General features: G+C 68.6%; 20 protein-coding genes. 10 read left to right on the top strand and 10 right to left on the bottom strand.

Annotated features, from left to right (window positions below):
- Positions 1 to 19 precede the first annotated feature (19 nt).
- The 4 genes from ASPU41_RS16095 to ASPU41_RS16080 form a co-directional block, all read right to left on the bottom strand.
- Complete coding sequence (locus ASPU41_RS16095; RefSeq protein ID WP_069951757.1) at positions 20 to 856, bottom strand: hypothetical protein; 837 nt, start codon at positions 854 to 856, stop codon at positions 20 to 22.
- Positions 853 to 1,740: an ATP-binding protein gene (locus ASPU41_RS16090; protein WP_231941099.1), complete on the bottom strand. Its 888-nt coding sequence runs from the start codon at positions 1,738 to 1,740 to the stop codon at positions 853 to 855. Before ASPU41_RS16090 ends, ASPU41_RS16095 begins: the two co-directional genes overlap by 4 nt.
- A 159-nt stretch (positions 1,741 to 1,899) precedes the next feature.
- Positions 1,900 to 3,945 carry a Mu transposase C-terminal domain-containing protein gene (locus tag ASPU41_RS16085; protein ID WP_069951755.1) on the bottom strand — a complete coding sequence of 682 codons (2,046 nt, stop codon included), beginning with the start codon at positions 3,943 to 3,945 and terminating at the stop codon, positions 1,900 to 1,902.
- On the bottom strand, positions 3,942 to 4,757 hold the full coding sequence (locus tag ASPU41_RS16080; RefSeq protein WP_083266564.1) for a TnsA-like heteromeric transposase endonuclease subunit: 816 nt from the start codon (positions 4,755 to 4,757) through the stop codon (positions 3,942 to 3,944). Before ASPU41_RS16080 ends, ASPU41_RS16085 begins: the two co-directional genes overlap by 4 nt.
- A gap of 307 nt (positions 4,758 to 5,064) precedes the next feature.
- Here ASPU41_RS16080 and ASPU41_RS16075 point away from each other — a divergent pair, with 307 nt between their 5' ends.
- The 4 genes from ASPU41_RS16075 (at position 5,065) to ASPU41_RS16060 (ending at position 9,176) form a co-directional block, all read left to right on the top strand.
- Positions 5,065 to 5,973 carry an SRPBCC family protein gene (locus tag ASPU41_RS16075; RefSeq protein WP_069951754.1) on the top strand — a complete coding sequence of 303 codons (909 nt, stop codon included), beginning with the start codon at positions 5,065 to 5,067 and terminating at the stop codon, positions 5,971 to 5,973.
- A 156-nt stretch (positions 5,974 to 6,129) separates the two neighbouring features.
- Entirely contained in the window at positions 6,130 to 7,338 is a 1,209-nt protein-coding gene (locus ASPU41_RS16070; RefSeq protein WP_069951753.1) for a type III polyketide synthase, read from the top strand.
- Positions 7,339 to 7,390: 52 nt separating this feature from the next.
- The gene (locus ASPU41_RS16065) at positions 7,391 to 8,050 is read left to right on the top strand and encodes a class I SAM-dependent methyltransferase (protein ID WP_069951752.1); all 660 of its coding nucleotides are present in this window, start codon (positions 7,391 to 7,393) and stop codon (positions 8,048 to 8,050) included.
- Positions 8,043 to 9,176 carry an FAD-dependent oxidoreductase gene (locus tag ASPU41_RS16060; RefSeq protein WP_069951751.1) on the top strand — a complete coding sequence of 378 codons (1,134 nt, stop codon included), beginning with the start codon at positions 8,043 to 8,045 and terminating at the stop codon, positions 9,174 to 9,176. Before ASPU41_RS16065 ends, ASPU41_RS16060 begins: the two co-directional genes overlap by 8 nt.
- A 39-nt stretch (positions 9,177 to 9,215) precedes the next feature.
- On the opposite strand, the gene ASPU41_RS16055 is transcribed toward ASPU41_RS16060, so the two are convergent.
- Positions 9,216 to 9,620 carry a nuclear transport factor 2 family protein gene (locus tag ASPU41_RS16055; RefSeq protein ID WP_069951750.1) on the bottom strand — a complete coding sequence of 135 codons (405 nt, stop codon included), beginning with the start codon at positions 9,618 to 9,620 and terminating at the stop codon, positions 9,216 to 9,218.
- A 136-nt stretch (positions 9,621 to 9,756) separates the two neighbouring features.
- On the opposite strand from ASPU41_RS16055, the gene ASPU41_RS16050 reads away from it, so the two are divergent.
- Both ASPU41_RS16050 and ASPU41_RS16045 read left to right on the top strand, forming a co-directional pair.
- Positions 9,757 to 10,665, top strand: a complete 909-nt coding sequence (locus tag ASPU41_RS16050) for a hypothetical protein (RefSeq protein WP_231941098.1) — start codon at positions 9,757 to 9,759, stop codon at positions 10,663 to 10,665.
- Between the two features lie 9 nt (positions 10,666 to 10,674).
- Positions 10,675 to 11,337: a peptide deformylase gene (locus ASPU41_RS16045; protein WP_069951749.1), complete on the top strand. Its 663-nt coding sequence runs from the start codon at positions 10,675 to 10,677 to the stop codon at positions 11,335 to 11,337.
- Positions 11,338 to 11,432: 95 nt separating this feature from the next.
- Here ASPU41_RS16045 and ASPU41_RS16040 read toward each other — a convergent pair whose 3' ends face one another.
- The gene (locus tag ASPU41_RS16040) at positions 11,433 to 13,487 is read right to left on the bottom strand and encodes a S9 family peptidase (protein ID WP_069951748.1); all 2,055 of its coding nucleotides are present in this window, start codon (positions 13,485 to 13,487) and stop codon (positions 11,433 to 11,435) included.
- Between the two features lie 119 nt (positions 13,488 to 13,606).
- Here ASPU41_RS16040 and ASPU41_RS16035 point away from each other — a divergent pair, with 119 nt between their 5' ends.
- From ASPU41_RS16035 to ASPU41_RS16020, 4 genes are all read left to right on the top strand, one after another.
- On the top strand, positions 13,607 to 14,482 hold the full coding sequence (locus ASPU41_RS16035) for a methyltransferase domain-containing protein (RefSeq protein ID WP_069951747.1): 876 nt from the start codon (positions 13,607 to 13,609) through the stop codon (positions 14,480 to 14,482).
- Positions 14,483 to 14,625: 143 nt separating this feature from the next.
- Positions 14,626 to 15,087 (top strand): NfeD family protein, encoded by a 462-nt coding sequence (locus ASPU41_RS16030; protein WP_069951746.1) that lies wholly within the window; start codon positions 14,626 to 14,628, stop codon positions 15,085 to 15,087.
- 96 nt (positions 15,088 to 15,183) lie between these two features.
- Positions 15,184 to 16,200 (top strand): SPFH domain-containing protein, encoded by a 1,017-nt coding sequence (locus ASPU41_RS16025; RefSeq protein ID WP_231941097.1) that lies wholly within the window; start codon positions 15,184 to 15,186, stop codon positions 16,198 to 16,200.
- 325 nt (positions 16,201 to 16,525) lie between these two features.
- Positions 16,526 to 16,873, top strand: coding sequence for an RNA polymerase-binding protein RbpA (locus ASPU41_RS16020; RefSeq protein ID WP_069951745.1), 348 nt, complete (start codon positions 16,526 to 16,528; stop codon positions 16,871 to 16,873).
- Between the two features lie 103 nt (positions 16,874 to 16,976).
- Here ASPU41_RS16020 and ASPU41_RS16015 read toward each other — a convergent pair whose 3' ends face one another.
- The 4 genes from ASPU41_RS16015 to tatC all read right to left on the bottom strand — a co-directional run bounded on the left by ASPU41_RS16015 (position 16,977) and on the right by tatC (position 23,625).
- Entirely contained in the window at positions 16,977 to 17,714 is a 738-nt protein-coding gene (locus ASPU41_RS16015; RefSeq protein WP_069951744.1) for a polyprenol monophosphomannose synthase, read from the bottom strand.
- A gap of 446 nt (positions 17,715 to 18,160) precedes the next feature.
- Positions 18,161 to 19,819: an amidohydrolase gene (locus tag ASPU41_RS16010; protein ID WP_069951743.1), complete on the bottom strand. Its 1,659-nt coding sequence runs from the start codon at positions 19,817 to 19,819 to the stop codon at positions 18,161 to 18,163.
- Positions 19,820 to 19,911: 92 nt separating this feature from the next.
- On the bottom strand, positions 19,912 to 22,806 hold the full coding sequence (locus tag ASPU41_RS16005; protein WP_069951742.1) for a DEAD/DEAH box helicase: 2,895 nt from the start codon (positions 22,804 to 22,806) through the stop codon (positions 19,912 to 19,914).
- 24 nt (positions 22,807 to 22,830) lie between these two features.
- Positions 22,831 to 23,625, bottom strand: a complete 795-nt coding sequence (tatC, locus tag ASPU41_RS16000; RefSeq protein ID WP_069952759.1) for a twin-arginine translocase subunit TatC — start codon at positions 23,623 to 23,625, stop codon at positions 22,831 to 22,833.
- Between the last annotated feature and the right edge of the window lie 29 nt (positions 23,626 to 23,654).

Below are 23,654 nucleotides of genomic sequence, written 5' to 3'. Positions count from 1 at the left end.
GGGTGCCGTGGCCGGTGGGCTATCTTCCCCAGATTCTCCAGGCTTGAGCCAGTGTCGTGCTGTATGGCGTAGTGCCTGCCGTACGGGAGGGATTCCTCTCGATCTCTCCGGCGATTGCGTTGAACATGACGGTGATCCGGTGGGCTACGCGCCATGATTCGTTGTCCTCGGCCTGGGGGAACATCCCCGTACTGGCTTTGACGCTCACGGCGTGGCGTTCACGGGCACGGAACCCGGGTTGGAGCATCCCTGTGTTGAATCCCGGGTCCGTGACAAGTCGGGCGATTCTGACGGTTTCGGGGTAGGTGAGCAGGTTGGGGTTGGAGGTGGCGACTCGACGATTCCGCTCGGCCATCTCGGATTGAGCGATCCCGGTGATCGCGCATTCGCGCGCCCATTGCATGATGGGGGATCGGACGAGGACGCCGCGTGGGGCAAGGACCCGGCGGTAGTGGCGTTCGGCGGCGACGAGTTCGGGCAGGGACCGGATGTCGTGCTGTGGCGTGCCGAGCCAGCGCCGGTGTCCGGCGCAGACCCACCCGATGCGCGGCAGCCGCCCGGTTCCGCCTGATCCTTGGGTGCAGCGCAGGCAGAGCATGCGGTCGATGACATCGGCGCCGTCGATCACGGCGGGCGTTGCGAAGGCGTTCTCGTGAAGCGCGCCGAGGCTGCGCCAGGCCTGCAGCCTTTCCGGGGTCCGGCGGTGGCTGGGCTTGGGGATGGATCCCGCTTCGGAGAGCGAGCGTTCGATCTTCTCGACGGTCGTGCCGTTGCGGGCGGCGTGGCGGGAGGCGTAGCTGATCAAGCCCTCGCCGCCGAAGATCCTGGTGGGGACGGGGAGCGGCTGGATCGTCACTGGGCCCGCTGCAGCCCGCGTTTGTGGCTGCCGGCGGACATGGCTGCACGTGTGTGGTGGTGTTCTTCGGCGGCGTAGTCCGTGGCTGTGGCCTGGAGGCGGCGACGGTCGATCTTTTCGGTGCCGTCGATGATCGCTCCGATGGCCGCGTCCGACAGGAGGGCGCGGAGGCCGCCGATGCTCCCGCCGGTGCGGTCCCACAGGTATGCGGCTTCCTCGGCGAGGGACTCGGGTTCGTGCTCGGCAAGCGGGAGGAGGTCCTCGACGCCGAGGACGAGCTCGGTCCAGGCCTCGCGGTCTGTCTTGGATCCGTTCCCGTAGGGGCGCATCTGATGCATGATCATCCTGGCCTTGATCTGCCTCCCCATGTCCCCGGCGAACAGGTCCGTGGTGGGCAGGTCGATGCCGGCGTAGAGGAAGGTCGCGTCCAGCCGGTCGGCGAACTGTTTGAGGGTGCTGGCCGCCTCGGCGCCGGCCTGCCTGTTCGTCGTCAGGTTGTGAACTTCGTCGACGACCACCAGCGATGTCCCCAAGGTGCGCAGCACACCCACGACGTGCTCGGTGACCAACTGCGCGGTGGACCGCTGGGGCACCGGTAGGCCGAGCCAGCTGGCGAAGGCCTGCATGAGCATCCTCGGTGTGGTCGCTGGGGGGACCACGGCATAGACCACCGGGGCGAAGGACACGTCATCGATACGTTCGAGGCGCCTGCGCTCGGCTTTCTCATGGCGCTTGCCGATCAGCAGCGCGGCCGTGGACTTGCCCATCCCGGCCGCCCCGGAGATCGCGAGCCCTCGCCGCGCCGTGGCGGTGGTGGCCGCGTTGCGCGAGAGGATGATTCTGGTCTGCCGGGTAAGGGCATGCGTGTCCGTGGTCTCCAGCACGGTGTCGGCCGCCAGCCAGCCGAAGCGTTCCCGGTCGTAGGCATCCTTCTCCTCGGGTGAGAGGGCTTTGAGCTCCTTGCGGGAGAGCCGCTCCGGCTCGATCGGGGCGTGGTCGACGAACTGGCGCCAGGCGGTCAGGGAGTCGGGGGTCGCGATGGCTCAGTCCTCCAGAAGGTCGATGCGGCGGGCATGACGACGCGGACGCGGACCCGCAGGTGCGGTCGCAGTCGCCGCGGACGGGGCAGCGGCGCCCGGTTCGGGCTTAGGTTCTCCTTCAGAGACAGGGGCCAGAAGCCGCAGCGGAGCCGGATCCGGAACGCTCGACGGCGAGGCACTGGCGCGTCTGGCGGCCCGGGCCTCCGCCCGACCTGACGGGGCGGTCATGATGCGATTGACCTCTGCGAGCAGGTCCGCGCCGGGGATGCTGCCGGAGCGTCTGTCCAGGGCCTTTTTCGCGGCGGCGAGGACGTCGAGGGAGAACGGGCCGGCGAGCTGGCGTGCCATGGTCCATTCGGCTTCGATCCAGACGCCCTTGCGGTGGTCTCGGACATGGATGGACTGCAGCCGGTAGGGGTCGTAACGGATCTCCCAGCGTCCGTTCGCGGGGGCGGGCAGCCCCGAGGGCACGCCCCGGTATTCGTGCAGGGCGGGATTGTCGTAGTGGAGGTTGTGGAAGTTGATCCCGTACGGCTGGATGGTGCGCCAGTCCAGGGGCAGCAGGGCGATGTAGTCCTCGCGGGTGAGCGTGACCGGAATCTGCGGGGCGACGCCCGAGAGCGCGGCGAAGGCCTCGTTCGGGGTCAGGTCCTTCTTCGGCATGGCCGGATGGCGCAGGCCCGGGTGCGGGCGGTTCTGCCAGACGGCGACGAGCCACCAGTCAAGCAGGCTCTGGACATCGGCGAGGCCGAACCGTGCCTCGGCGGCGGGGTCCTTGCCGCGGCGGACGACGTTCGGTCCGGTGTAGCCGGCGAGGTACTGCGTGAAGCCCGAGTTGACCGCGGCGAAGAACCGCTCGATGTGCGGCTTGTCGGTCCCGGTCCGCGGTGCGGCCTTGGTCAGGCTGATCTGGAGGCGTTCGCACGCGGCGGTGAACGTGGCGCCGATGTAGACCTTGCCCCGGTCCACGGTGATCGACTCTGGCACGATGACGGGCTTGGCAGCGATCGCGGAGCGGACGTCCGCGCCGCCAGGGATCATGCCCTGGGGCAGGACCGATCGGGAGTAGCCCAGGGCTGCGTCCCAGCCGGGCTGCAGCGGCAAGGGGGTCATGGCCCTGGCCAGCAAGACCGCGGCGTCGACTGCCTTGGTCGCCTCGGGGCGCAGGACCGCCGCCAGCGGCGTCCGGGTCGCGATGTCCAACGCGACGGTCAGGTCGGCCTTGCCCGTGGACCCGTCAGGGTAGATGAGCATCAGGTCCAAAGGGCTGGAGTCGATCTCCACGAGTTCCCCAGGCCGCACGGGCGCCTGCCGGCCCCATGTCCGGTCGGGCCGGCTGGCCTGGGTCCTGCGGGTCGTGGCGTTGCCGAACGGGTGCCGGGACTTCTCCAGTTTGGCCAGAATCCGGTAGAGAGTGGCGGGGGACGGGACCCCCAGGCCCTGCCGCTCGGCGAGGGCACGGACTCGGGTGACGGCGCGGGACCGTGTCCCGGTGGAGGTGTTGGTCTGCCCTGCGATCTCGGCCTCAAGCAGCGCCACGAGCTCCGGGTCGGCCCAGCCAGCCAGGGTGCTCTGACGTGTGTTGCGCCCGTCGGCAAGTCCGGCGATGCCTTGCTTGCGGTAGGCGGCGACGTGGCGGCGCAACGTACGGGCCGCGATCGGCGTGCCCGCGGCGGCGAGCTCGGCCGCCTTGGCCTCGATGCGGCGCAGCAGCGGGTTGGCCAGGTCGTACTCCGGCTTGGGCGCCGTCCCGGGGGCGGCGTCCGGCGGGGTCCCGTTGACGAGCTCGTAGACGTGACGGTGCAGCAGCTCAGCCTGCGCCCGGGCACCGGGCTCGAGCGTTTCGAGCAGCGCGACACCGGCCAGGGACGGCAGGGGAGCGGGCGCGTCAGGCAGGTACGAGTCGTCGGCAAGCAGCTCGGCGACCGGCACCCGGCGGATGCGGCCGGTGGAGAGATTCTTCAAAGCCAGCTCGGCGCCGTCGTGGGCCGCCACCTGCCAGGAGGCGCCATCGAACTGGATGAAGTCGAACAGGCGCACAGACTTCACGACGCGGCCTCCCGCGACCTAGCGTCCCAGGCGGAGCCCGCCTTCGGTGCGACACCCAGGGACACCCGCGTGTTTTGCGTGAGCAGGGCGTCGAGGTCGACGGCCAGCACCCCCGTGAACAGCAGGTGGAGCACCTGCGCGCGGACGATGCCCTCGTCGATGCCCAGCGCCTTGGCTGCCCGCCGCACGCCCCCGGTCAAAGAGGCCTCCGGGTTAAACGAGTCGACCAGCACGGCCGCTGCGGTGCCGTCGGGGGCGAAGCGGTCCTGGCGGTAGCCGGCGAGCCACCGCAGATTCGACGCCAGCGGCTCGGCCAGACCGGTGAAGACCTCGTACTCCCATCCGGCCGCCGCGCAGGCTTCGCGGGTCAGGCCGAACTGGCGCTCCGCGGACCGGACACGGCCTGCAGGCTTAACGTCGACGACCCTGCCCGTGCCATCCCGCAGCCGGACGAAGAAGTCGGGCACGTGCCCCCGGGAACCCTCGGTCCCGCGCGGCCACAGGAACGCGAACGGCTGGGACGCGACCCCAACGACATCCCGGTTATGGTCCGCCGAGAGTATGAAGTCGCGCTCCAGCAGGCTCTCGAACCCAACATGGGACCGGACCGTGCTGGACCACCACCTGCCCTCGTAGTTCCGCTTGCCCGTCCACGAGAAGAACGCCCGCACGGGAAGCGCCGACTCAAGCCCGAGCGATGCAAGAGCCCCAGAAAGCGGCGTATTCGCCATACGCCCGTCCAGGCGCGCCAGCACACGGGTCTCGTCCGTCATGTTCGAAGGCAGCGACCTCAGCGGCTGAACAGCATCCATGGTGGCCAGATTAACTGAGACAAACCCCAGAAATCCGTAGGTGGCCAGGTAAGTTGCGAAAATGGCCAACTAAATTGAGAAAGGACACTGAGACCGGACATGCATGACGCCCCTGACCAGATCGTCAAATCGCCATGAGTTGACATAATGTTGATTATCGGCGTTTGAGCAACCGAGGTTGCAGCGGATGCGATGCCCAGCAATCCAGGATGCAGGGACCTTTTCCTCTGGGTGAGCACGCGGCTTTGGACTGCACTGGAACCGGCACGTGTCCGGATGCCGTTTCTGTCCGAGAGGAGATTTAACGATGACTAAGAACCTGGTTCAGAGCATTACGATCCATGCGCCGGTGGAGAAAGTGTTCTCCTTCCTAAGTGATCCGACACACTGGATGTCCGCGTTCCCCGGTGACAGCGAGGTCACCGGGGTCAACATCAAGCCAGACGGAGTCGGCACCTCCGCCCGCTGGTCGGCCAAGATGCTCGGCATCAACATGTCCGTGACCCACGAGTACCGAGAGGTGATTCCCGGAAAGCGCATCGTGTCCAAGGCCTCGGTGGGTCCGGTGCTCACGTTCTCCCTCGAACCGGTCGACGTCGGCACAGAGTTGAACGTCGAACAGAGCTTCGACATCCAGGCGCCGTTCGTCCGGGTGCCGGTCCAGGCGATCTTCGCCCGGTGGGCCGAGGACGACATCGAGGCCCTGGTGGCCAACATCAAGAGCATGGTGGAGAGCGGCGAGAAGACGGTCACCGAAACCGAGAAGAAGGCGAAGCTCCCCCATACGCTGACATGGTCCGACGAAATCACCATCGCCGCCCCGGTGCAGCGCGTGTTTGATCTTGTGAAAGATCCGTCCGTATGGCTGGGGCCGGACGTCCAGGTCACCAATCTCAGGACCACGCCCCAGGGCGTCGGGACAACATTCGAGGCCGCGTGGAAGGTCCTTGGCATCCCGCTCAAGACGACCCACGAGTACACCGAGTTCGTTCCGAATGAACACTTCACGTCAAAGGCGGCACTGGGTCCCGTCTTCAACGTGACACTGGAGCCGAACGACGGCGGGACCCGGCTCAGGATGCGATCCGACGTCGTCCCGGCCAACTGGGCGGAGGCCGCGGTCGATTCGCTCGTCATCAAGATCTCCGAGCGCGGCCAGGCCGAACTCCTTGCAGGCATCAAGGCCACTGCAGAATCAGGCGGCAACCAGTCCTAGCACCACTGCGGCCCGCCCTGCTCATGGTCTCCATCTCCAGGGCGGGGCCACGGTCGCGCTCTCCGTCGGAGTCATCTGGCTCCATCCAACCAGCTTCGGGCCCGCGTCTGCGGCCGGGTCCATTGTCTTCTGCTCCACCCTCACTGAGAATGAACCATGACGGTCTACCTGAGGTCCCTCGAAACTGCTGTCCCGCCAACCGTGTTGATCCAGACGGAGGCCCGGGACGTATTCGCGGCCCAGCCGGGTCTCACCCGGCTGGGCACCCGGCTGGTCAGCACCTGCTTCGATTCCGCCGCCATCGACACCCGCTACACGGCTGTGGACGAAATGACCAGGGACCACCGGGCGGAGAATCCGCGGTTTTTCGACGCCGGCACCGGCCTGCTGCTCAGCCCCAGCACAAAGGTGCGCAACGACATCTTCGCCACCGAGGCCACCAAACTGTTCATCGAGGCGGCACAAAAGGCCCTCGACGCTTGCCGCGGAATCACTTCACCTGACATAACTCATCTCGTCACGGTGTCCTGCACCGGTTTTTTCAACCCCGGCCCGGACTACAAAATCGTCCGGGCCCTCGGCCTGAACCCAGCCGTCCAGCGCTACCACCTTGGATTTATGGGCTGTTACGCGGCGTTCCCGGCGCTGCGGGCCGCCAAGTCCTTCTGCGAGGCGGACCCGAACGCCGTCGTCCTCGTGGTCTGCGCCGAGCTCTGCTCGCTGCACGTCCGGACCTCCAACGATCCGGACACCATCATGGGGTCGGCCCTGTTTGCCGACGGCGCGGCAGCGGCAATCGTCACCGCCCGGGAGGTCCCGGACGAACCCGCACTGCTGCAGCTGGACCATTTCGAGACGGTCCTGACCCCGGTCGGCGAGGAATCGATGGCGTGGAACATCGGCGACGAGGGCTTTGAGATGGTCCTGGGCAACTACGTCCCGCACATTATCGATGACCACATCATCGGAGCCCTGGAGCCGCTCCTCTCCCGGGAATCTTCCCTGCAGGGACTCCCCTACCGCGATATCCGGCACTGGGCCATCCACCCGGGCGGCCGCAGCATCCTGGACAAGGTCCAGTCCCGGCTGGAGCTCAGCGACGAGCAGCTGGTCCCGGCCCGGGAGACCCTGCGCAACTACGGGAACATGAGCAGCGCCACCGTGCTGTTCGTGCTCCGCCACATCCTTGACCTGCCGCCGGCGGCAGTGGACGCCGACGGCGGCGAACGGATCTGCTCCATGGCATTCGGGCCCGGACTGACCGTGGAGACGGCGCTTTTCACCAAGATCAGCAGCCCCCGCAGCGGCGGGCAAACGGCATCGTCGGGGGACGCCGCAACCCGGCCCGAATCGGCCCTGGCCTGAGAACCCGAGCGTGCAACTACTGCGGGATCGCGCGGCTCATGCCGTCGAGGAAATGGACCTTCCCGGCTGCGATCCGGTGCGGCTGGACCGTACCTACGCCCAATTTGCCCTGGTCAACCGGGCCGTCGCCGGCTGGCGGGGCATCTACCTGCGCCAGCTCAGGCCTCGACTCAGCCAGCGCACCCCGGCCACCCTGCTGGACATCGGCTGCGGCGGCGGCGACGTGCCGGTGATGCTCGCCCGCTGGGCCGCCTTGGACGGACTGCGCCTCGGGATCACAGCCATCGATCCGGATCCCCGCGCCAGCCGCTTCGCCGCGGAACGGCACGCGGCCACCGGCGTGACGTTCCGTCAGGCCACGGCAGCGGAACTGGCCAGCGAAGGGCTGAGCTTCGACCTGGTGGTCTCCAACCATGTGCTGCACCATCTGGCGGAGGACGACCTTCCGGCGTTCCTGACCGAGTCCGCCGGACTCTGCCGCGGCCTGGTCATCCACAACGACCTCCGGCGCAGCCCGGCCGCCTACCGCCTCTTCTTCGCCTCCTCCTGGCCTTTCACCGGCTCCTACATCCGCCAGGACGGCCTGACCTCGATCCGCCGCAGCTACACCACGGCCGAACTCCGGGCGGCCGCTCCCCCGGGCTGGGCCGTCCTCCGCCACGCCCCTTTCCGTAACCTGCTGATCCTGGACAAGGGCCGGGCCCATGCTTGACGTGCTGGTGATCGGCGGCGGGCCGGTGGGATTGTTCATGGCCGCCCTGCTGCTGCAACACGGCGTGAGCGTGCGGGTCCTGGAGCAGCGGACCGGCGCCGAGCCGCGCTCCCGGGCGATCGGCATCCATCCGCCGTCACTGGAGGCACTCCAGTCAATCGGCGTGGCACCGGACCTTGTGGCCGAAGGGATCCCGATCCGGCGCGGCATCGCCCTCGGCGGTGGCACCCGGCTCGCCGAGATGTCCTTCGCCGGCGTCTCCGACCGTTTCCCGTTCGTCCTCGCCTTGCCGCAGTCCCGGACGGAGGCGGTGCTGGAGGAACACGTCCGGCAACTCGACCCCGTGGCCCTGCACCGCGGTGTCCGGGTCACCCGGCTGCAGTCCGACGCCGGCCACGTCACCGCGGAAGCGCACTCGGCCGGCCGGACGGTCCGCCACACGGCGGCCCTTGTGGTTGCAGCCGACGGCGTCCGTTCCACCGTCCGCTCCCTGCTGGGCACCGCTGTCCGGGCGAAGGACTACCCGGACAGCTACCTTATGGGCGACTTCGCCGACAGCACCGGATTCGGTCCGGACGCGGCCCTGTTCCTGGAAGCCGGGGGAATCGTGGAGTCCTTTCCGCTGCCAGGGAAGCAGCGCCGCTGGGTGGTGCGCCTTGCGGAAACCGGCAGCGGCGGGGACGCCCGCTGGCTCGTGCAACGGATCGGGGAACGCACCGGGATCGACGTCGATGCCGCAAGCAACAGCATGCTGAGCCGCTTTGGCGTACGCTCACGGCTGGTGCGCCGGATGGTGGCCGGCAGGACGGTGCTGATCGGCGACGCCGCCCACGAGATCAGCCCGATCGGAGGCCAGGGCATGAACCTGGGCTGGCTCGACGCCGCCGCCCTCGCCCCGGTGATTCTCGCGTCGCTGCGGGGCGCGGACGTGGGGGTGGAACTCCGCAACTTCGAGCTCACCCGCACGGCGGCAGCAGCCCGGGCGGCCCGCCAGTCCGAAATAAACATGGCGCTGGGGCGGCCCCTGCCGGCAGGACCGTGGACAGTGCGGAACCGCGCCATCGCGGCGGCGGCCGCCATGCCAGCCGTCAACGGATTCGTGGCCCGCCGTTTCACCATGCAGTGAACGCCCGGCCCGAACGCCGGGCCGCAGGCGCAGGGTGATTCAGTCGGGTGTGAAATAGCAGTCGTAGCTGTCCTGGCTGACAATCCTGCCGTCCCGGACCTCAAAGACGGCCGCGACCCTGGCGCGGATGACCTCGCCGGTATCCCAGTGCGGCAGATCCATCAGCAGCGTGGCCGTCCACTCGGCTTCCAGTACCACACGGGTGCCCTCACAGGTCGTGCGCCGCACCTCGAAGCGCTGCCCCGAGACGACCTCATGGGCGGCGGCTGCCCCCGCCAGGGCCTGCTCGCGGTTCCGGGTTGCTCCGGCCGGGGCCAGCAGATGGGGCGCCTCGCTCAGGGTGTAGTCCTCGGCCAGGTAGGGCGAAATGTCCTCCGCTCCGCCGCCGGCCTCGATGGCGGGCAGCAGGCTGAGGACGCAGTCCAAGGGGGCCAGAGAAGTCATGGAACGAGAATAGCCGAACGCGCCCGCCCACCGGGTTACACGGGCCGGCGCGGGGAAATACACTGGCCCCATGGGCTGCTTCCCCCGGCCGCTCCGGCGCCCGGACGGCGGAACTCGACACTCTTCGGCGGGTGTAATGGCGGCCGCCGTGGCTGCCCTCGCCCTGACGGCCTCCTGCGGGGCGGGCATGTCCGAAACGGGCACGTCCGCTGCGGGCAGCCCGCCGGCCACGCCCACGGCAGAGGCGTCGGCCGGCCCCGTCACCGCCGAGATCAACCAGCTCCGCGACCACTACAGCCAGCAAATCATTGCCATCCAGCTGACCAACACCACTTCCGGCCCGGTCACCGTCCACGGTGCCAGCGTGGCCAGCCCGCTGTTTGCCGGCACTATCGAGTGGCCGGGAACGCCCGGCGGGATCGTACTGCCGCCGGGCCTGACCAAGATCCTGCCGGCACAACTGCCCGCCGCGGAATGCGGACTCCAGACAGGACCGGTGGCCGAGGGGCCGGCGCTGGCCCTTCGCCTGGCTGTTGGCCCGGGACCCGAGTCCGCCGCGACGTTGCGCGCCACGGATCCCTACGGGGTACTGTCCCGGAACAACGCGGAGATGTGCCTCGCCCAGGCGGCCGCCGCGGTCGCCGGAATCCGGCTGGAACCCGAACTCGAAGTGTCTGCCGACGGGCAGAGCGCGGTGATGAGACTCACCATCGTGCCGCGAAGCACCCCCGGCGCCGTCAATCCGGGCTCAACGGGATCCCTGACAATCAACCGGATCGACCGGACCATCCTGCTCGAAGAGGACCCGTCCGCCCCGTGGCCGCGCTCGGTCTCGGTCAACGCCGGCGGTGCAAGCCAGCAACTCCGGCTGGGGATCCGGCCCGCACGCTGCGATCCGCACGCCCTGGCGGACGACAAAGTGGGGACGCTGTTGCCGCTCAGAGTGTCCGCGGGCGGACGGGAGGGCATCCTGAAAGTTGACGCCGGAGCGCCGCTGCGAGGACGCATTCACGAATTCATTACCGCTGCTTGCGGACGCCAGTAGTCTGGTGCCATGTCCCCTGACGCTAAGCCGACTGACTTCAGCCCCGCCCGCATCCATGAAACCGTCCAGCAAATACTGGCCGCCGGGGTGCTGCCCACCATTGTCCAGGCGGGAGATCCGGTACTGCGGCAGGTCGCCGCGCCGTTCAACGGCCAGCTGGGCGACGCCGAACTCGGCCAGCTGATCGACCTGATGCGCAGTGTTATGCACAAGGCGCCGGGCGTTGGCCTGGCGGCGCCGCAGCTGGGCATTCCGCTGCAGCTCGCGGTGCTCGAGGACCAGTTCGAGGTAGATCCGGAGGTAGCCGCCGTCCGCGGACGTGAGCCGCTGCCGTTCTTCGCCATGCTGAACCCGAGCTACCAGCCGCTGCCCGGAAACACCCCGGCGTTCTACGAAGGATGCCTCTCGGTGAACGGACTGCAGGCCGCTGTATCCCGTCCCGGGTCGGTGCGGCTCGACTTCCTGCTCCCGGACGGTAGCAGGCAGGAACGGGTGTTCAGCGGCTGGCAGGCCCGGATCGTCCAGCACGAAACCGACCATCTGCACGGCATCCTCTATCTGGACCGCGCCGAGCTGCGTTCCCTCACCACCAACGCCGAATACGCCGCCCGGTGGTCACAACCGGATATCAGCCTCGCCCGGCGGGAACTCGGGTTCCTGGCAGGGGACTGAGGCTGAGGCACCTGCGCCACCCGGACCTGTCCGTCCGCGGAGTCCTCCGGTGCTGCAGTCCCTGAGCTGCTGGACACCGCAGTCGCCGGATTCCCTCAGTCGCCGGCGGCGGCCGGGTTCGCCGTCGTCGGAAGGTAGCGGGCCCACCACCGCAGGATCTGGTCGAAGCGCTGCTTGCGGTGGTGCGGTGTCCCGGAGCGGGACAGCTCATGGTTCTCTCCCGGGAAGACCAGGAACGCGGCCTCCACCCCGAGCTGTTTAAGCGCCGTGAAATACCGCTGGCCCTGTTCCACCGGGCACCGGAGATCCTCCTCGCTGTGGATGACCAGGGCCGGCGTGCGCACCTGCTCCACCCGGGCCATCGGGCTCTGCGCCGCCATCTGATCGGCCGAAGGGCCGGTGTACTCCCCGCCGAAAAACCAGCCAATGTCGGAGGAGCCGGTAAAACTCACGGGATCGAGGAATCCGCGTTCCACGATGGCGGCCTTGAAGCGGTGGTCGTGGCTGATCGTCCAGGCGCTCAGGTAGCCGCCATAGGAGCCTCCCATGATGCCGAGCGCCCCGCCGTCGAGCTCCGCGAACTTGCCGAGCGCGCCGTCGAGGAAGGCCAGGACGTCCTGCATGTCCAGGGTGCCCATCCTCTCCTTGATGGCCCGACCGTGGGCCTGGCCGTAGCCGGCGGAACCTCGCGGGTTGCACATCAGGACCGCGTAGCCTGCCGCGGCGTAGACCTGGGCCTCATCGAAAAGCGCGCCGGTGAACTGGGCAAAGGGACCGCCGTGGATGTTCAGCAGGACCGGGTGTGGTCCCTGGCCTGGAGGTTTCACGAGCCAGCCGTGGACAGGGTAGCCGTCCGCGGACGGGACCGTGAGCTCTAGCGGTTCGATGATTCCGGCGCCCGAACGCAGGGGCGCGGAGAAATCAGTCAGGACACGCAGCTGCCCGCCCTCGGACACCGCCACATCCCCCGCGGTCGCCGCGTCGGCGAAGCTGAGAACCAGCGACCCTCCGCGGGCCGCGGCGCCGGTGACCACACGCTGGCCGTGGACCAGCGGCCGGTGGTTCCCGGAGACCGTGAACTCGAGCAGCTCGACCGTTCCCCGGGCATTGTTCAGCAGCAGCGCCGAGTCGGGCCCGGACAGTTCGATCCTGCCGTTGCAGCCGAGGTCCATCGTCTCGGCGTCGCTCAGCAGGGTGGCGTCGCCGCCGCCGGACGGCACCACGTAGAGCGCGGTGTTGCGTGCCACGAAATCCTGTCCCGATCCGCCGAGGTCCTGGGCGAGGAAGAACAGCCACTGCCCGTCCCCCGACTGGCGGACAGCGTGGACGCTCTGACGGCCGGTGTTGGCGGGGGCAACGGGTACCGGCTCCTCTCCCCCGGAGCCTTCCCCAACCGTGATGCGGTAGATGCCGCTGGCGAGATCGGCGTCGCTGCCCTCATGCAGCGCGGCCGTGAAGTAGATGGTGTTGCCGTCGGTGCCGAAGCTGGCCCCGGTGTGGTCGGTGGCCGCGCGGGTCAGCTGCCGCACCTCCGGCAGCAGGCCGCCGGAGGTGCCGCTGGCGGCATCAGCTGCCTCGCGGGTTTTCAGGGCCCTGCCCTGGGGTGCCACACCGGGTTCCGCTCCAAGTTCGGGAAGCTCGACGAGAAAGAGCTGTACCGGTTTGTCCGCGGTGTACCCGATGCCGTTCATCCGGTACTGGTAGTCGGTGATCAGCCGCGCGTCCTCGGATCCGGCGGAGACCCCCTCGGTGGTGCCGTAGCGGCCATCCTCCGGAGTGCGGGCACTGTAGACGATGCGCCGCGAGTCTGGCGACCACGCGAACGCCGACACTCCCAGCGGCGCGCCGGTGACGGGCTGCGGCTCCCCGCCGCCGGCCTCCACGATATGCAGCTGGGGTTTGCCGCCGGCGGCGGCGCGCAGGAACGCCAGCGCCTGCCCGTCCGGGGAGAAATCCGGGGCCGTGTCGCGGAATCCGCGGGTCAGGCGGCGCGGGGGCTGGCCCGCGTCCAGCGGCACCGCCCAGAGCTGGCCGACGTAGGCATCGGCGTCGAAGTCGGGCCGGAGCACGGACACCACAGCACGCGCGCCGTCCGGATGGATGGCAGGAGCGGAAACGGAATAGATCAGCGTCAAGTGTTCTGATTTCACCTGTGCGAGCCTAGCCCCAGTTTCCCGTGCTGTGAAATGGCTCACCCCGGCGGGTCCCGGCCCGTGGTGGCGCGGCCGCGGCCGCCCGGGCCCGGCGCAGCACCCCTAGGATGGACAGTATGCCCGCTCCCTCCGCCGCCTCCCTGCTGTGTCCGGTATGCCGGGACCTCCTCGGATTCAGCGACGGCGCCGGCCGCAGCCTGGTATGTCCGGCCGGCCACAGCTTCGACGCGGCGAAACAGGGCTACTTCAACTTCCTGGTTGGCAAAGGCACCGTGTTTGAAGCGGACACGGCCGCCATGGTCGCGGCACGCTTCGATTTCCTCTCCGCCGGCCACTACCGTCCACTCGCAGGAGCCGTCGCGGAACTCGCCGCCCCGGCCCTTTCCGGCGGTACCGTGCAAAATCCCGCTTCCGTGCTGGACGCCGGAACCGGGACCGGCCACTACCTCCGGGCCGTGCTGGACCGGATGGCCCTGAACCGGACGCCTGCAGCGGCCGTGGGGCTGGATATTTCGAAGTTCGCGCTCCGCCGCGCCGCCAGGGTGAACCCGGAGGCCGTTAACCTCGTCTGCGACGTGTGGCAGCCGCTGCCGGTCGCTGATGCCGCAGTCGACGTCGTCACCGTGGTCTTCGCGCCGCGCAACGCGGGCGAGTTTGCCCGGGTGCTCCGTCCCGGCGGCCGTCTCGTTGTGGTGACCCCCCGCCCGGGCCATCTCGAGGAAGTCGCGGGGCGCGCCGGTATGCTCGGAATCGACCCGGCCAAGGACGAGCGGCTCGCGGCCTCACTCGAGGGACACTTTTCGACGCTCTCCGCCGACACCCTGGACGTACCGCTCCTGCTGGCCCCGGATGACGTCGCCAGGCTGGCCCTTATGGGCCCGGCCGGGCACCACCTTGACCCCGGCGCGCTGGCGTCCCTCGCGGCCGTGCTCCCGCCGCTGACGTCCGTGTCGGCCCGGTTCCGGATCAGTGTTTTCACGCCGCGCGGGTAGTCCCGGTGCACGCCCAGGTAACGACTTGGCCACTTTCGCCGGCGGTCTTCCGGGGCCCTCGGCAGGCGTTGACCTTCGGCTTAGGATGGAATCACAGTTACGGAGGGTCTGCGCCTGCAGCCCCCGGGGCGAAGGGGGAAACGATGTTTGAATGGCTACCCGAAAACTGGTGGGCCCTGTGGCTCACGGTCTTCCTGGTGTTTGCCGTGGTGGAGATGCTCACCCTCGACCTGTTCTTCATCATGCTCGGCGGCGGGGCCCTGGCCGGTCTGGTGGCAGCGTTCGCCGGCGCCGACCTTGGGCTGCAGGTTGTGGCCTTCTGCGTGGTTTCCCTCCTGATGATCGGCTTCGTCCGGCCCGTCGCGCTCAAGCACCTCCACAAGGGTCCGGCGGACCGCCGGAGCAACGTCGAGCGGCTGATCGGCGAATCGGCCCTCGTGATGGAGCCGGTCAGCGCAAGCGGCGGCCTGGTCAAGATCGGCGGGGACGTCTGGAGCGCCCGTTCCGAGACCGGAGTCCTGGCCCCGGGCCAGCACGCGATCGTCAGCGCGATCGACGGCGCCACCGCCGTCGTTGCCCCGCAGCCGGAAACCGTCACCCAGTAGCACCCGCAAGGATTCCGGCGGCCGCCACCGGCACCGGGCACGCGGCAGGACACCGCCGCACACCACAGCAAGACCAATCTGGGGAATAGGTGATGTATGGATATCGCAGTCGCAATCGTGCTGCTGGTTCTCGTTGCGTTCGTAATAATCGTGCTCGTCCGGGCGGTGCGGATTGTCCCGCAGGCCCGTGCCGGCGTCGTCGAACGGCTGGGCAAGTACCAGCGGACGCTGAACCCCGGCCTCACGATCCTGATCCCGTTCGTGGACCGGCTGCTGCCGCTGCTTGACCTGCGTGAACAGGTGGTCTCCTTCCCACCGCAGCCGGTGATCACCGAGGACAACCTCGTTGTCTCGATTGACACGGTCGTCTACTTCCAGGTCACCGACGCCCGTGCGGCGACGTACGAGATCGCCAACTACATCCAGGCGGTCGAACAGCTCACCACCACGACGCTGCGCAACGTCGTCGGCGGCCTGAACCTCGAAGAGGCCCTGACCTCGCGTGACCAGATCAACGGGCAGCTCCGCGGCGTGCTGGACGAGGCGACCGGCCGCTGGGGCATCCGGGTCTCCCGGGTGGAGCTCAAGGCGATCGACCCGCCCCACTCCATCCAGGACTCGATGGAGAAGCAGATGCGGGCCGAGCGTGACCGCCGCGCCGCCATCCTGACCGCGGAAGGCACCAAGCAGTCCGCCATCCTCACCGCTGAGGGGCAGCGGCAGTCCTCGATCCTGAAAGCCGAAGGTGACGCGAAGGCGGCGATCCTCCGGGCCGACGGCGAGGCGCAGGCGATCCAGAAGGTGTTTGACGCGATCCACAAGGGCAACCCGGACCAGAAACTCCTCGCCTACCAGTACCTGCAGACCCTCCCTAAGATCGCCGAGGGATCAGCGAACAAGCTCTGGATCATCCCGAGCGAGGTCGGCGAAGCCCTCAAAGGCATCGGCAACGCGCTGGGCGGCAGCAAGGACGGCCAGTTCAATGACGGGCTGTTCGGCCCCGGATCTGACGCCGCGGCGGAGCCCGCAGCCACCCGTCCGGCTGCGCCCGCCACCGCGCCGGCAGCCTCCGCCACCGGAGCCGCAGGCTTGCCGGGACAGCCGGAGGCCTGAGCGCCGCAGCGAAGGGGGAGGCAGCCGCGCGGCGGGTGCCTCCCCGTTCCGTTGCGCGGGACCGTGCACGCGGATGCGCACAACCAGTCACCGCAGAACAAGACGCCGCAGGCTTTACCGGGGCCGGACTGTTCCCGTATACTTAAATATTTGTCCGGCCGGTTCAGTCCGGCGGAACAATTCAGCTTCGCAAAGCGTTTAATCCAGTGATGATTTGTCCGGCATGTCCAGCGAGACAGCGCAATGCAAATAAGAGTCCGGCGCGGCCCCAGGGCCCCCGGCTGACGCAGGGCATGACCCTGCGAACCGAATAGAGGGAGAAAAGATGAGCGATCGCAGCCTGCGGGGTATGCGCCTCGGCGCACAGAGCATGGAGACCGAATCCGGTGTCGAGCCGGCTCCGCGCCAGCGGGTTGAGTACCGCTGCGCGGACGGCGAGCAGGTATTCGTGACCTTCTCCTCCGAAGCGGAGATCCCCCCGGTATGGGTGTCGAAGACCGGCAAGGAAGCCTTGCTCGTCAATGGCGAACGCCCCGTGAACCTCAACGAGAAGGCAGTCCGCACGCACTGGGACATGCTCTTGGAACGTCGCTCGCTGCCTGAACTCGAGCAGATCCTCGCCGACCGTCTGACGATTCTGCGCGAACGCCGCGGCGAACGGCGCTCAGCCTAGTCACTCCGCGCACCCGCCGTTTTACGCAACGCGGGGTCACTTCCGGCCCATCCTGACGCATCGGATGGGCTGGAAGTGACCTCGCGTTGCTTTGTTATCGGGCCTACTTGCCGGTGAGCTTCCCGGCGAGTGTGTTCCAGCGGGCGGTCAGTCCCCACCGGGTGACATTGATCATGGCTTCGACCACGATGTTTCCGCTCATCTTCGAGTCGCCCAGTTCGCGCTCGACAAAAGTGATGGGGCGTTCCACAATTTTCAGCCCGAGCTTGGCCACGCGCCAGGCCAGGTCCACCTGGAAGCCGTAGCCGACTGAGTCGACGGTGTCCAGGTTCAGTTTCTCCAGGGTGCTCCGGCGGAACGCGCGGAAGCCTCCGGTGACATCCTTGATGTCCAGGCCCAGCATGATCCGCGCGTAGGTGCTGCCCACCCGGGAGATCGCCTGCCGGTACAACGGCCAGTTCACGACGCTGCCGCCGGGTACCCAGCGGGACCCCATGGCAAGGTCGGCGCCCTGTTCCACGGCCTCAAGGAGCTGCGGAAGCTGCTCGGGCTGGTGGGAGCCATCGGCGTCCATTTCGACGAGGACGTCGTATCCGGCGTCGAGCCCCCACTTGAAGCCGGCGATGTAGGCCGCTCCGAGTCCGGCTTTGCCCGAACGGTGCATTACATGGACCTGACTGTCCTCTGCCGCGAAGCGGTCCGCCAGCTGCCCGGTTCCGTCGGGGCTGTTGTCGTCGACAACCAGGACATCGGAGCCCGGCACAGCCTTGCGCAGGCGCTCGAGGGTCCTGGGCAACGATTCCAGCTCGTTGTAGGTCGGGATGATCGTGAGGACACGCACAGCGAGGCCTTTCCTTGGAGGGGCGGTCAGGTGCCGGGCGGTCTGTGGTAGCTGACACCAGGCGCAACTCTCCATTATAGGCAATAGCCGCGCCGTCCCGGCCCATTCCGGTCCGCCGGGCAGGTCCACCCGCTTCGGGCCAGTAGCGGCAGGCTTTGACATACGCCGCCGGAACCGTTTTCTGCTGCGAAGTGGACCCGCCCCTGGGACTACCCATGGCCACGACCACGGAAGCCGCCGCGCGTGCGGCAACCTGGGGCTGGCCGGGGATGTCCGGAGGCCGCCGTCTGCGCAAGCCCCCGTTGACCCTCAATGCTACGGGCCGGCACTGATCTGTCAACCGCTCCGTGACCTGCCGATTCATTCATCGCCGCAGGTCAGGAGCACCTTGCGGCGGGAGAAGTTTCCGGGCGGACGGGGCGGACCTGCGGTTCCAGGACCGGCGGTCAGCCCCGGAGCGAACCGCCGGAGTACAGTTCCCGGCCGTCCCTGACCGTCTGCAGGCAGACGGGCTCGGAGCCTGTGTCCAGCGCCGGCAGGAGCGGCGTCCGGGCACGGGGGTCCGTGCTCCAGGACTGGACCCGGCCGTCGGCCACCTGGACCATCAGTTCCTCGACCTCCCACACGGCGAAGCTGGCGGGAGCGCCCGGCACCAGCTGGCCCGCCATCGGGTTCCGGTACCGGGCAGCCCGCCAGCCCGCGCGCGTGTGTCCGAGGAACGCCGCACGGGCAGAGATCTGTTCCGCCGGGTTGTGGTGCTGCAGGCAGGCACGCACGCTCGCCCAGGGACGCAGCGGCGTAACCGGGCTGTCACTGCCAAAGCAGATCGGGACGCCGGCGGCGTAGAACGAGGCAAAGGGGTTCATGCCGCCGCTCCGGGAGCCCAGCCGCTGCTGGTAGAGGCTGCCCCCTCCGCCCCAGGCAGCGTCGAACCCGGGCTGCGCGCTGACTGTAACGGCGTACTTGGCCAGCCGGCTGATGGCGGCAGCGTCCGCGAGCTCGACGTGTTCGAAGCGGTGGCCGGCGGCACGGACCTTCTGCTCGCCGACTTCCGCCGCCGCCTGGTCCAGGGCGTCCAGCGCCGCATCCAGGCCGGCGTCGCCGATCACATGAAAGCCCGCCTGGACGCCGAGCAGCGAGCACGCCGCCAGGTGGGCCGCCGCCTCCGCGACCGAGAGGTACAGGCTGCCGCGTTCCCCCGGGGCGTCGCTGTAGTCCGCCCGCAGTGCCGCGGTGCGCGACCCGATCGAGCCGTCAAGGTTCAGGTCCCCGCCCAGTCCGAGCACGGAAACGCCCAGGCCGTCCAGGGTGGACCGGGCGTGCTCCGCTGAGCGGGCCAGCTCGCCCCAGTAGGGCAGGATTTCCGGAACCGCGTCCGGCCCGCTGTTCCAGGCCGCGGCCAGCTGGAGGTCCTCGACGCTGCCAATGTGCGGTGCCGCCATTTCAGCCAGAGCCACATAGCCGTTGGCTGCCGCCTCGGCCAGGGCCAGCTGCTGGTAGCCGCGGATCGCGGCGGCGGGCAGCCGGCGCGCAGCCAGCCGTGCGGCGGTGTGCGCGGCGCGGGTGACCTGGCTGCCTGCACCGGCGCCCTCGATCCCGTCCACGCCGGCGGAGACTGCCAGCGAGGAGGACACCAGTGCCGAGTGCACATCGACGCGGGAGAGGTAGACCTTCCGCCCGCCGGCGGCGCGTTCCAGTTCCTCCCGGGACGGCAGGGTGGAATCCGGCCACTGGGTCTCGTCCCAGCCGTGGCCCAGCACGGTGTCGCCCGCGGTGGCAGCGGAGCCGCAGAAGCCTGCGACGGCGTCAAGCAGTTCCCGGGCCGAACGCACCTCCCCCAGCTGCAGGGAGTCCAGGGCGATTCCGGTTTCGGTGAGATGGACGTGGGAATCGACGAAGCCGGGAGCCAGGAGCGCACCGTGCAAATCGATGACCTCCATGGAGGAGTCGGCAATCGAGGTGGCCGCCTGTTCGGAGCCAACCCAGGCGACGGTGTCGCCGTCGACCAGCATTGCCGACGCGAACGGGTCGGCGGCGGTGTAGACGGAACCGTTCCGGTACAGCGTCACCTTGTTCGGCGCGGGGGTGGCTGGTGAATCGGTCATGGGGGGGGGGCTCCTTTGGGGCTGGTGTCCGGCGCGGGCCGGGCGGGTTCGACGACGGTGGCAGGTTCCGGCGGGACGGCCGGCCGCGGCGGTCAGGCCACGGAGGAATACGCGACGACGCCGCGCTTGATGAGTTTGATCGCTTCACCGCACAGCCGGGCAACCCGCGGGTCCAGGGACGGGATTTTTGCCAGCTGGTCCAGCAGGTCGATGACCTGCTTCACCCAGCGGACGAAGTCGCCCGCGGCAAGGTCCGTGCCGCTGAGGACGTCCTGCAGGTGCCGGCCCTTGGCCCACTTGAAAATGGGCCAGACCAGGCCGAGCTCGGGTTCGCCGGTGAGCGGGAGCTTGCTGGCTTCCTCGACGTCCTCCAGGGCGGACCACTCACGCACCACGATGTCCACCGCGGATTCCAGGGACACACTCGGCATCTTGGGCCGGAGGCCGCGGTCCTCCCGTTTGGCCTGGTACACCAGGACGCTGGCGAGGGCGGCGACCTCGGCGGCGTCAAGATCACTGAAGGCGCCCAGCCGCAGGGACTGGGAAATCAGCAGGTCCTTCTCACCGTAGATCCGGCGCAGCCGCTGCCCGTCAGGGCTGATGGTCAGCACCCCCGCGTCGGAGGTTTCCAGGTAGCCGTAGCCGGACAGGACGCCGCACACCCGGTCGAAGGTCTTGGCGATGGTGTTGGTGCGGCCCTGGATCTGGCGCACCAGTCCGTCTGTCTCCTGGCGGAGCTTCCAGTAGCGCTCGGACCAGCGCGCATGGTCCTCGCGCTCACTGCAGCCATGGCACGGGTGGGCGCGGAGTTCGCGGCGCAGCTCCGCGATCCTCTTTTCCTGGTCCGGCAGGGCGGCAGCGCGGCCAAAGTCGTCGTTCCGGTTCGGCGGCGCAGGGGGCCGGTTCTCCCGGAGCGCGTTGCGGACCGAGGACGCCAGGTCCCGGCGCGACTTGGGGACCTTGGCGTTGAAGGATTTCGGAATCCGGACCCGGGTGATCGGGGCAAGCGGCCCCTCCACATCCTGGGTGCCGATCCGCCGCAGCTGGTTGTCCAGGGTCATCACGGCGGGCCGCGGTTCGCGGGAGTGGTGGTCGGAGCTGAGGACGACGGCGAGGCCGGGCGCCCGGCCGGCGGGCAGATCCACCACATCCCCGGGGAGCAGGCGGCTCAGGGAATCCTCGGTCACGGATTTCCTGGCGCGGGAGCTGGTCTGGGAGGCGTTTTTTTCCGCGTCGGAGAGTGCCCGCCGGATCCGGGAGTACTCGGTGAAGTCGCCGAGGTGGCAGCTCATCGCTTTGCTGAAGCCGGCCAGGGATTCCTCGCGGCTGCGGACCTGTTTGGCCAGCCCGACGACGGAGCGGTCGGCCTGGAACTGGGCGAAGGAGGACTCGAGGATCTCCCGGGCCCGGGGCCGGCCGAACTGGGCGAGCAGGTTGATGGACATGTTGTACGTGGGCCGGAAGCTGGAGTTCAGCGGATACGTGCGGCGGGAGGCGAGGCCGGCGACGGAGGCCGGATCCGTGCCGGGCTGCCACAGGACCACGGCGTGGCCCTCGACGTCGATCCCGCGCCGGCCCGCGCGGCCGGTCAGCTGGGTGTACTCCCCCGCGGTGATGTTCACGTGCGCCTCGCCGTTGAACTTGTCGAGCTTCTCCAGCACGACGGAGCGTGCCGGCATGTTGACGCCAAGCGCCAGGGTTTCGGTCGCGAATACGGCCTTGACCAGCCCGTCGACGAAGAGTTTCTCCACCACCTCCTTGAACGTGGGCAGCATGCCGGCGTGGTGGGCCGCCAGCCCGCGGAGCAGGCCGTCCCGCCAGCTCCAGAAGCCCAGGACGTCCAGGTCGTCCGGGGGGATGTCCTGCGCCGCCTCGTCGACGCGCCGGGCAATGATGAGCTGTTCCTGTTCGGTGGTCAGCCACAGCCCGGCGGCGACGCACTGCGCCACGGCGGCGTCACAGCCGGCGCGGGAGAAGATGAAGGTGATGGCCGGCAGCAGGTCCTGCCGGTCCAGGCTGGCGATGACCTGGGGGCGGCTGGCCTTCCGGACCGGGCTGCGCGTCCCGCCCTGGGAGGCGTCGTCGCGCTGGTTCCGCTGGCGCCGGACGTTGCGGCCGCCCTGGCCGAAGCGGCCGCGGAAGTTCATCTGGCTCTCGGCGCGTGCCATCGAGAGGAGTTCGGGGTTCACTTCGAAGCCCGGGCGGGTGGTCAGGTCCGCGGTTTCCGTGGTGGCGGACACGGCGGACACGGCGGCCTCTCCGGCCGGGGCGATCTCGTCGAAGCTGGTGTCTCCGGCGAAGAGGTCCACGATTTTCCGGCCCACCATCACGTGCTGCCAGAGCGGGACCGGCCGGTGCTCGGAGACGATCACGTCGGTCTGGCCGCGCACGGTATCCAGCCACGCGCCGAATTCTTCGGCATTGGATACGGTCGCGCTGAGCGAGGCGACCTGGACTTCGCTGGGCAGGTGGATGATGACCTCTTCCCAGACGGCGCCCCGGAACCGGTCCGCAAGGTAGTGCACCTCGTCCATCACGACGTAGCCGAGATCGGCCAGGGTGCTGGAGTCCGCGTAGAGCATATTGCGCAGCACCTCGGTGGTCATCACCACAACGGGGGCATCGCCGTTGATGCTGGTGTCGCCGGTCAGGAGACCCACCCGGTCGGCACCGTACTTGTCGGCGAGTTCGGAGTACTTCTGGTTGCTCAGGGCCTTGATCGGGGTCGTGTAGAAGGCCTTGAGGCCGCGCTGGAGTGCCAGGTAGATGGCGAACTCCCCGACGATCGTCTTGCCGGCGCCCGTGGGGGCGGCCACCAGGACGCCCCGGCCGGCCTGCAGGGACAGGCACGCGTCGCGCTGGAAATCATCAAGTTCGAAAGCGAGCGAACGGATGAAGCCGCCCAGATAGGTTTTGGCTTCTGCGGCCCGCTCGGCACTGGCTCGGTAGCGTTCAGACGGCGATTCCGGCCCGGGTAGTGAGGACATGCTTCCAGCCTAGTGCGCCAAGGGCTAGAGATTCTCCAGCTCGGAGCTGGAAGTCCCCTGGTCTGCGGTCGCTTCCGTCTCGGCGGCCCTTTTGACCGCGCGGCGTTCGCGGCGGCGGTCGTTGAGCAGACACAGTCCGATGGCGGCAAAGAAGAGCAGCAGCATGGGGCCGGCGAGGTAGAACATGCTCATCGCGTCCGCGCCCGGCGCGGCCATGGCGGCGAAGAGGCAGACCAGGAAGACGGTGATGCGCCAGCTCTTGACGAGCTGCTTGCCCTTGATGATCCCCGCCAGGTTCAGCCCGACGAGGATGACCGGGAGCAGGAAGGCGATGCCGAAGGCCAGCAGGAGCCGGAGCACGAACGACAGATACACCTGGGCGCTGATGAAGTTGGAGCCGCCGGAGGGGGTGAAGTCGGTCAGCACCCGGACCGCGTTCGGAAGAACCAGCCACGCCAGCAGGACGCCGCCGACAAACAGCGGGACGGCGGCAGCCACGAAGGACAGCGCGAGCCGGCGTTCCTTCTTGTGCAGGCCGGGGACGATGAAGGCCCACAGCTGGTAGAGCCAGACCGGGCTGGCGACGATCAGGCCCAGGAAGACCGAGACCTGGATCATCAGGTCAAAAGAACTGGCCACGCCATCAAAATTGAGCGTCGCCTGCCGGCCTTCACGCACGTTGAGGTCGCTGATGGGTTTGATCAGCGCCGCGAGCATGGGCTGGTAGACGAGGAATCCGGCGACGGTGCCCAGGATGACGGCGATCGCGGACTTGAAGAGGCGGTTCCGCAGTTCTTTGAGGTGATCGAGGAGCGCCATCCTCCCCTCGGGGTTCGACCGGCGGCCCA

Origin of the sequence: Arthrobacter sp. U41, from assembly GCF_001750145.1 — a bacterium.
Taxonomy (GTDB): Bacteria; Actinomycetota; Actinomycetes; order Actinomycetales; family Micrococcaceae; genus Arthrobacter.
Note: the sequence above shows the minus strand (reverse complement) of the source record. Positions and strands in the feature narration are given on the sequence as shown.

Bases quoted from the DNA above. Each gene is read 5' to 3' on its own strand.
- ASPU41_RS16010 (WP_069951743.1), bottom strand. From the start codon at position 19,819: ATGACCGATTCACCAGCCACCCCCGCGCCGAACAAGGTGACGCTGTAC.
- ASPU41_RS16075 (WP_069951754.1), top strand. From the start codon at position 5,065: ATGACTAAGAACCTGGTTCAGAGCATTACGATCCATGCGCCGGTGGAG.
- ASPU41_RS16050 (WP_231941098.1), top strand. From the start codon at position 9,757: ATGGCGGCCGCCGTGGCTGCCCTCGCCCTGACGGCCTCCTGCGGGGCG.
- ASPU41_RS16035 (WP_069951747.1), top strand. From the start codon at position 13,607: ATGCCCGCTCCCTCCGCCGCCTCCCTGCTGTGTCCGGTATGCCGGGAC.
- ASPU41_RS16070 (WP_069951753.1), top strand. From the start codon at position 6,130: ATGACGGTCTACCTGAGGTCCCTCGAAACTGCTGTCCCGCCAACCGTG.
- ASPU41_RS16005 (WP_069951742.1), bottom strand. From the start codon at position 22,806: ATGTCCTCACTACCCGGGCCGGAATCGCCGTCTGAACGCTACCGAGCC.
- tatC (WP_069952759.1), bottom strand. From the start codon at position 23,625: ATGGCGCTCCTCGATCACCTCAAAGAACTGCGGAACCGCCTCTTCAAG.
- ASPU41_RS16045 (WP_069951749.1), top strand. From the start codon at position 10,675: ATGTCCCCTGACGCTAAGCCGACTGACTTCAGCCCCGCCCGCATCCAT.
- ASPU41_RS16080 (WP_083266564.1), bottom strand. From the start codon at position 4,757: ATGGATGCTGTTCAGCCGCTGAGGTCGCTGCCTTCGAACATGACGGAC.
- ASPU41_RS16065 (WP_069951752.1), top strand. From the start codon at position 7,391: ATGGACCTTCCCGGCTGCGATCCGGTGCGGCTGGACCGTACCTACGCC.
- ASPU41_RS16025 (WP_231941097.1), top strand. From the start codon at position 15,184: ATGGATATCGCAGTCGCAATCGTGCTGCTGGTTCTCGTTGCGTTCGTA.
- ASPU41_RS16020 (WP_069951745.1), top strand. From the start codon at position 16,526: ATGAGCGATCGCAGCCTGCGGGGTATGCGCCTCGGCGCACAGAGCATG.
- ASPU41_RS16030 (WP_069951746.1), top strand. From the start codon at position 14,626: ATGTTTGAATGGCTACCCGAAAACTGGTGGGCCCTGTGGCTCACGGTC.
- ASPU41_RS16055 (WP_069951750.1), bottom strand. From the start codon at position 9,620: ATGACTTCTCTGGCCCCCTTGGACTGCGTCCTCAGCCTGCTGCCCGCC.
- ASPU41_RS16060 (WP_069951751.1), top strand. From the start codon at position 8,043: ATGCTTGACGTGCTGGTGATCGGCGGCGGGCCGGTGGGATTGTTCATG.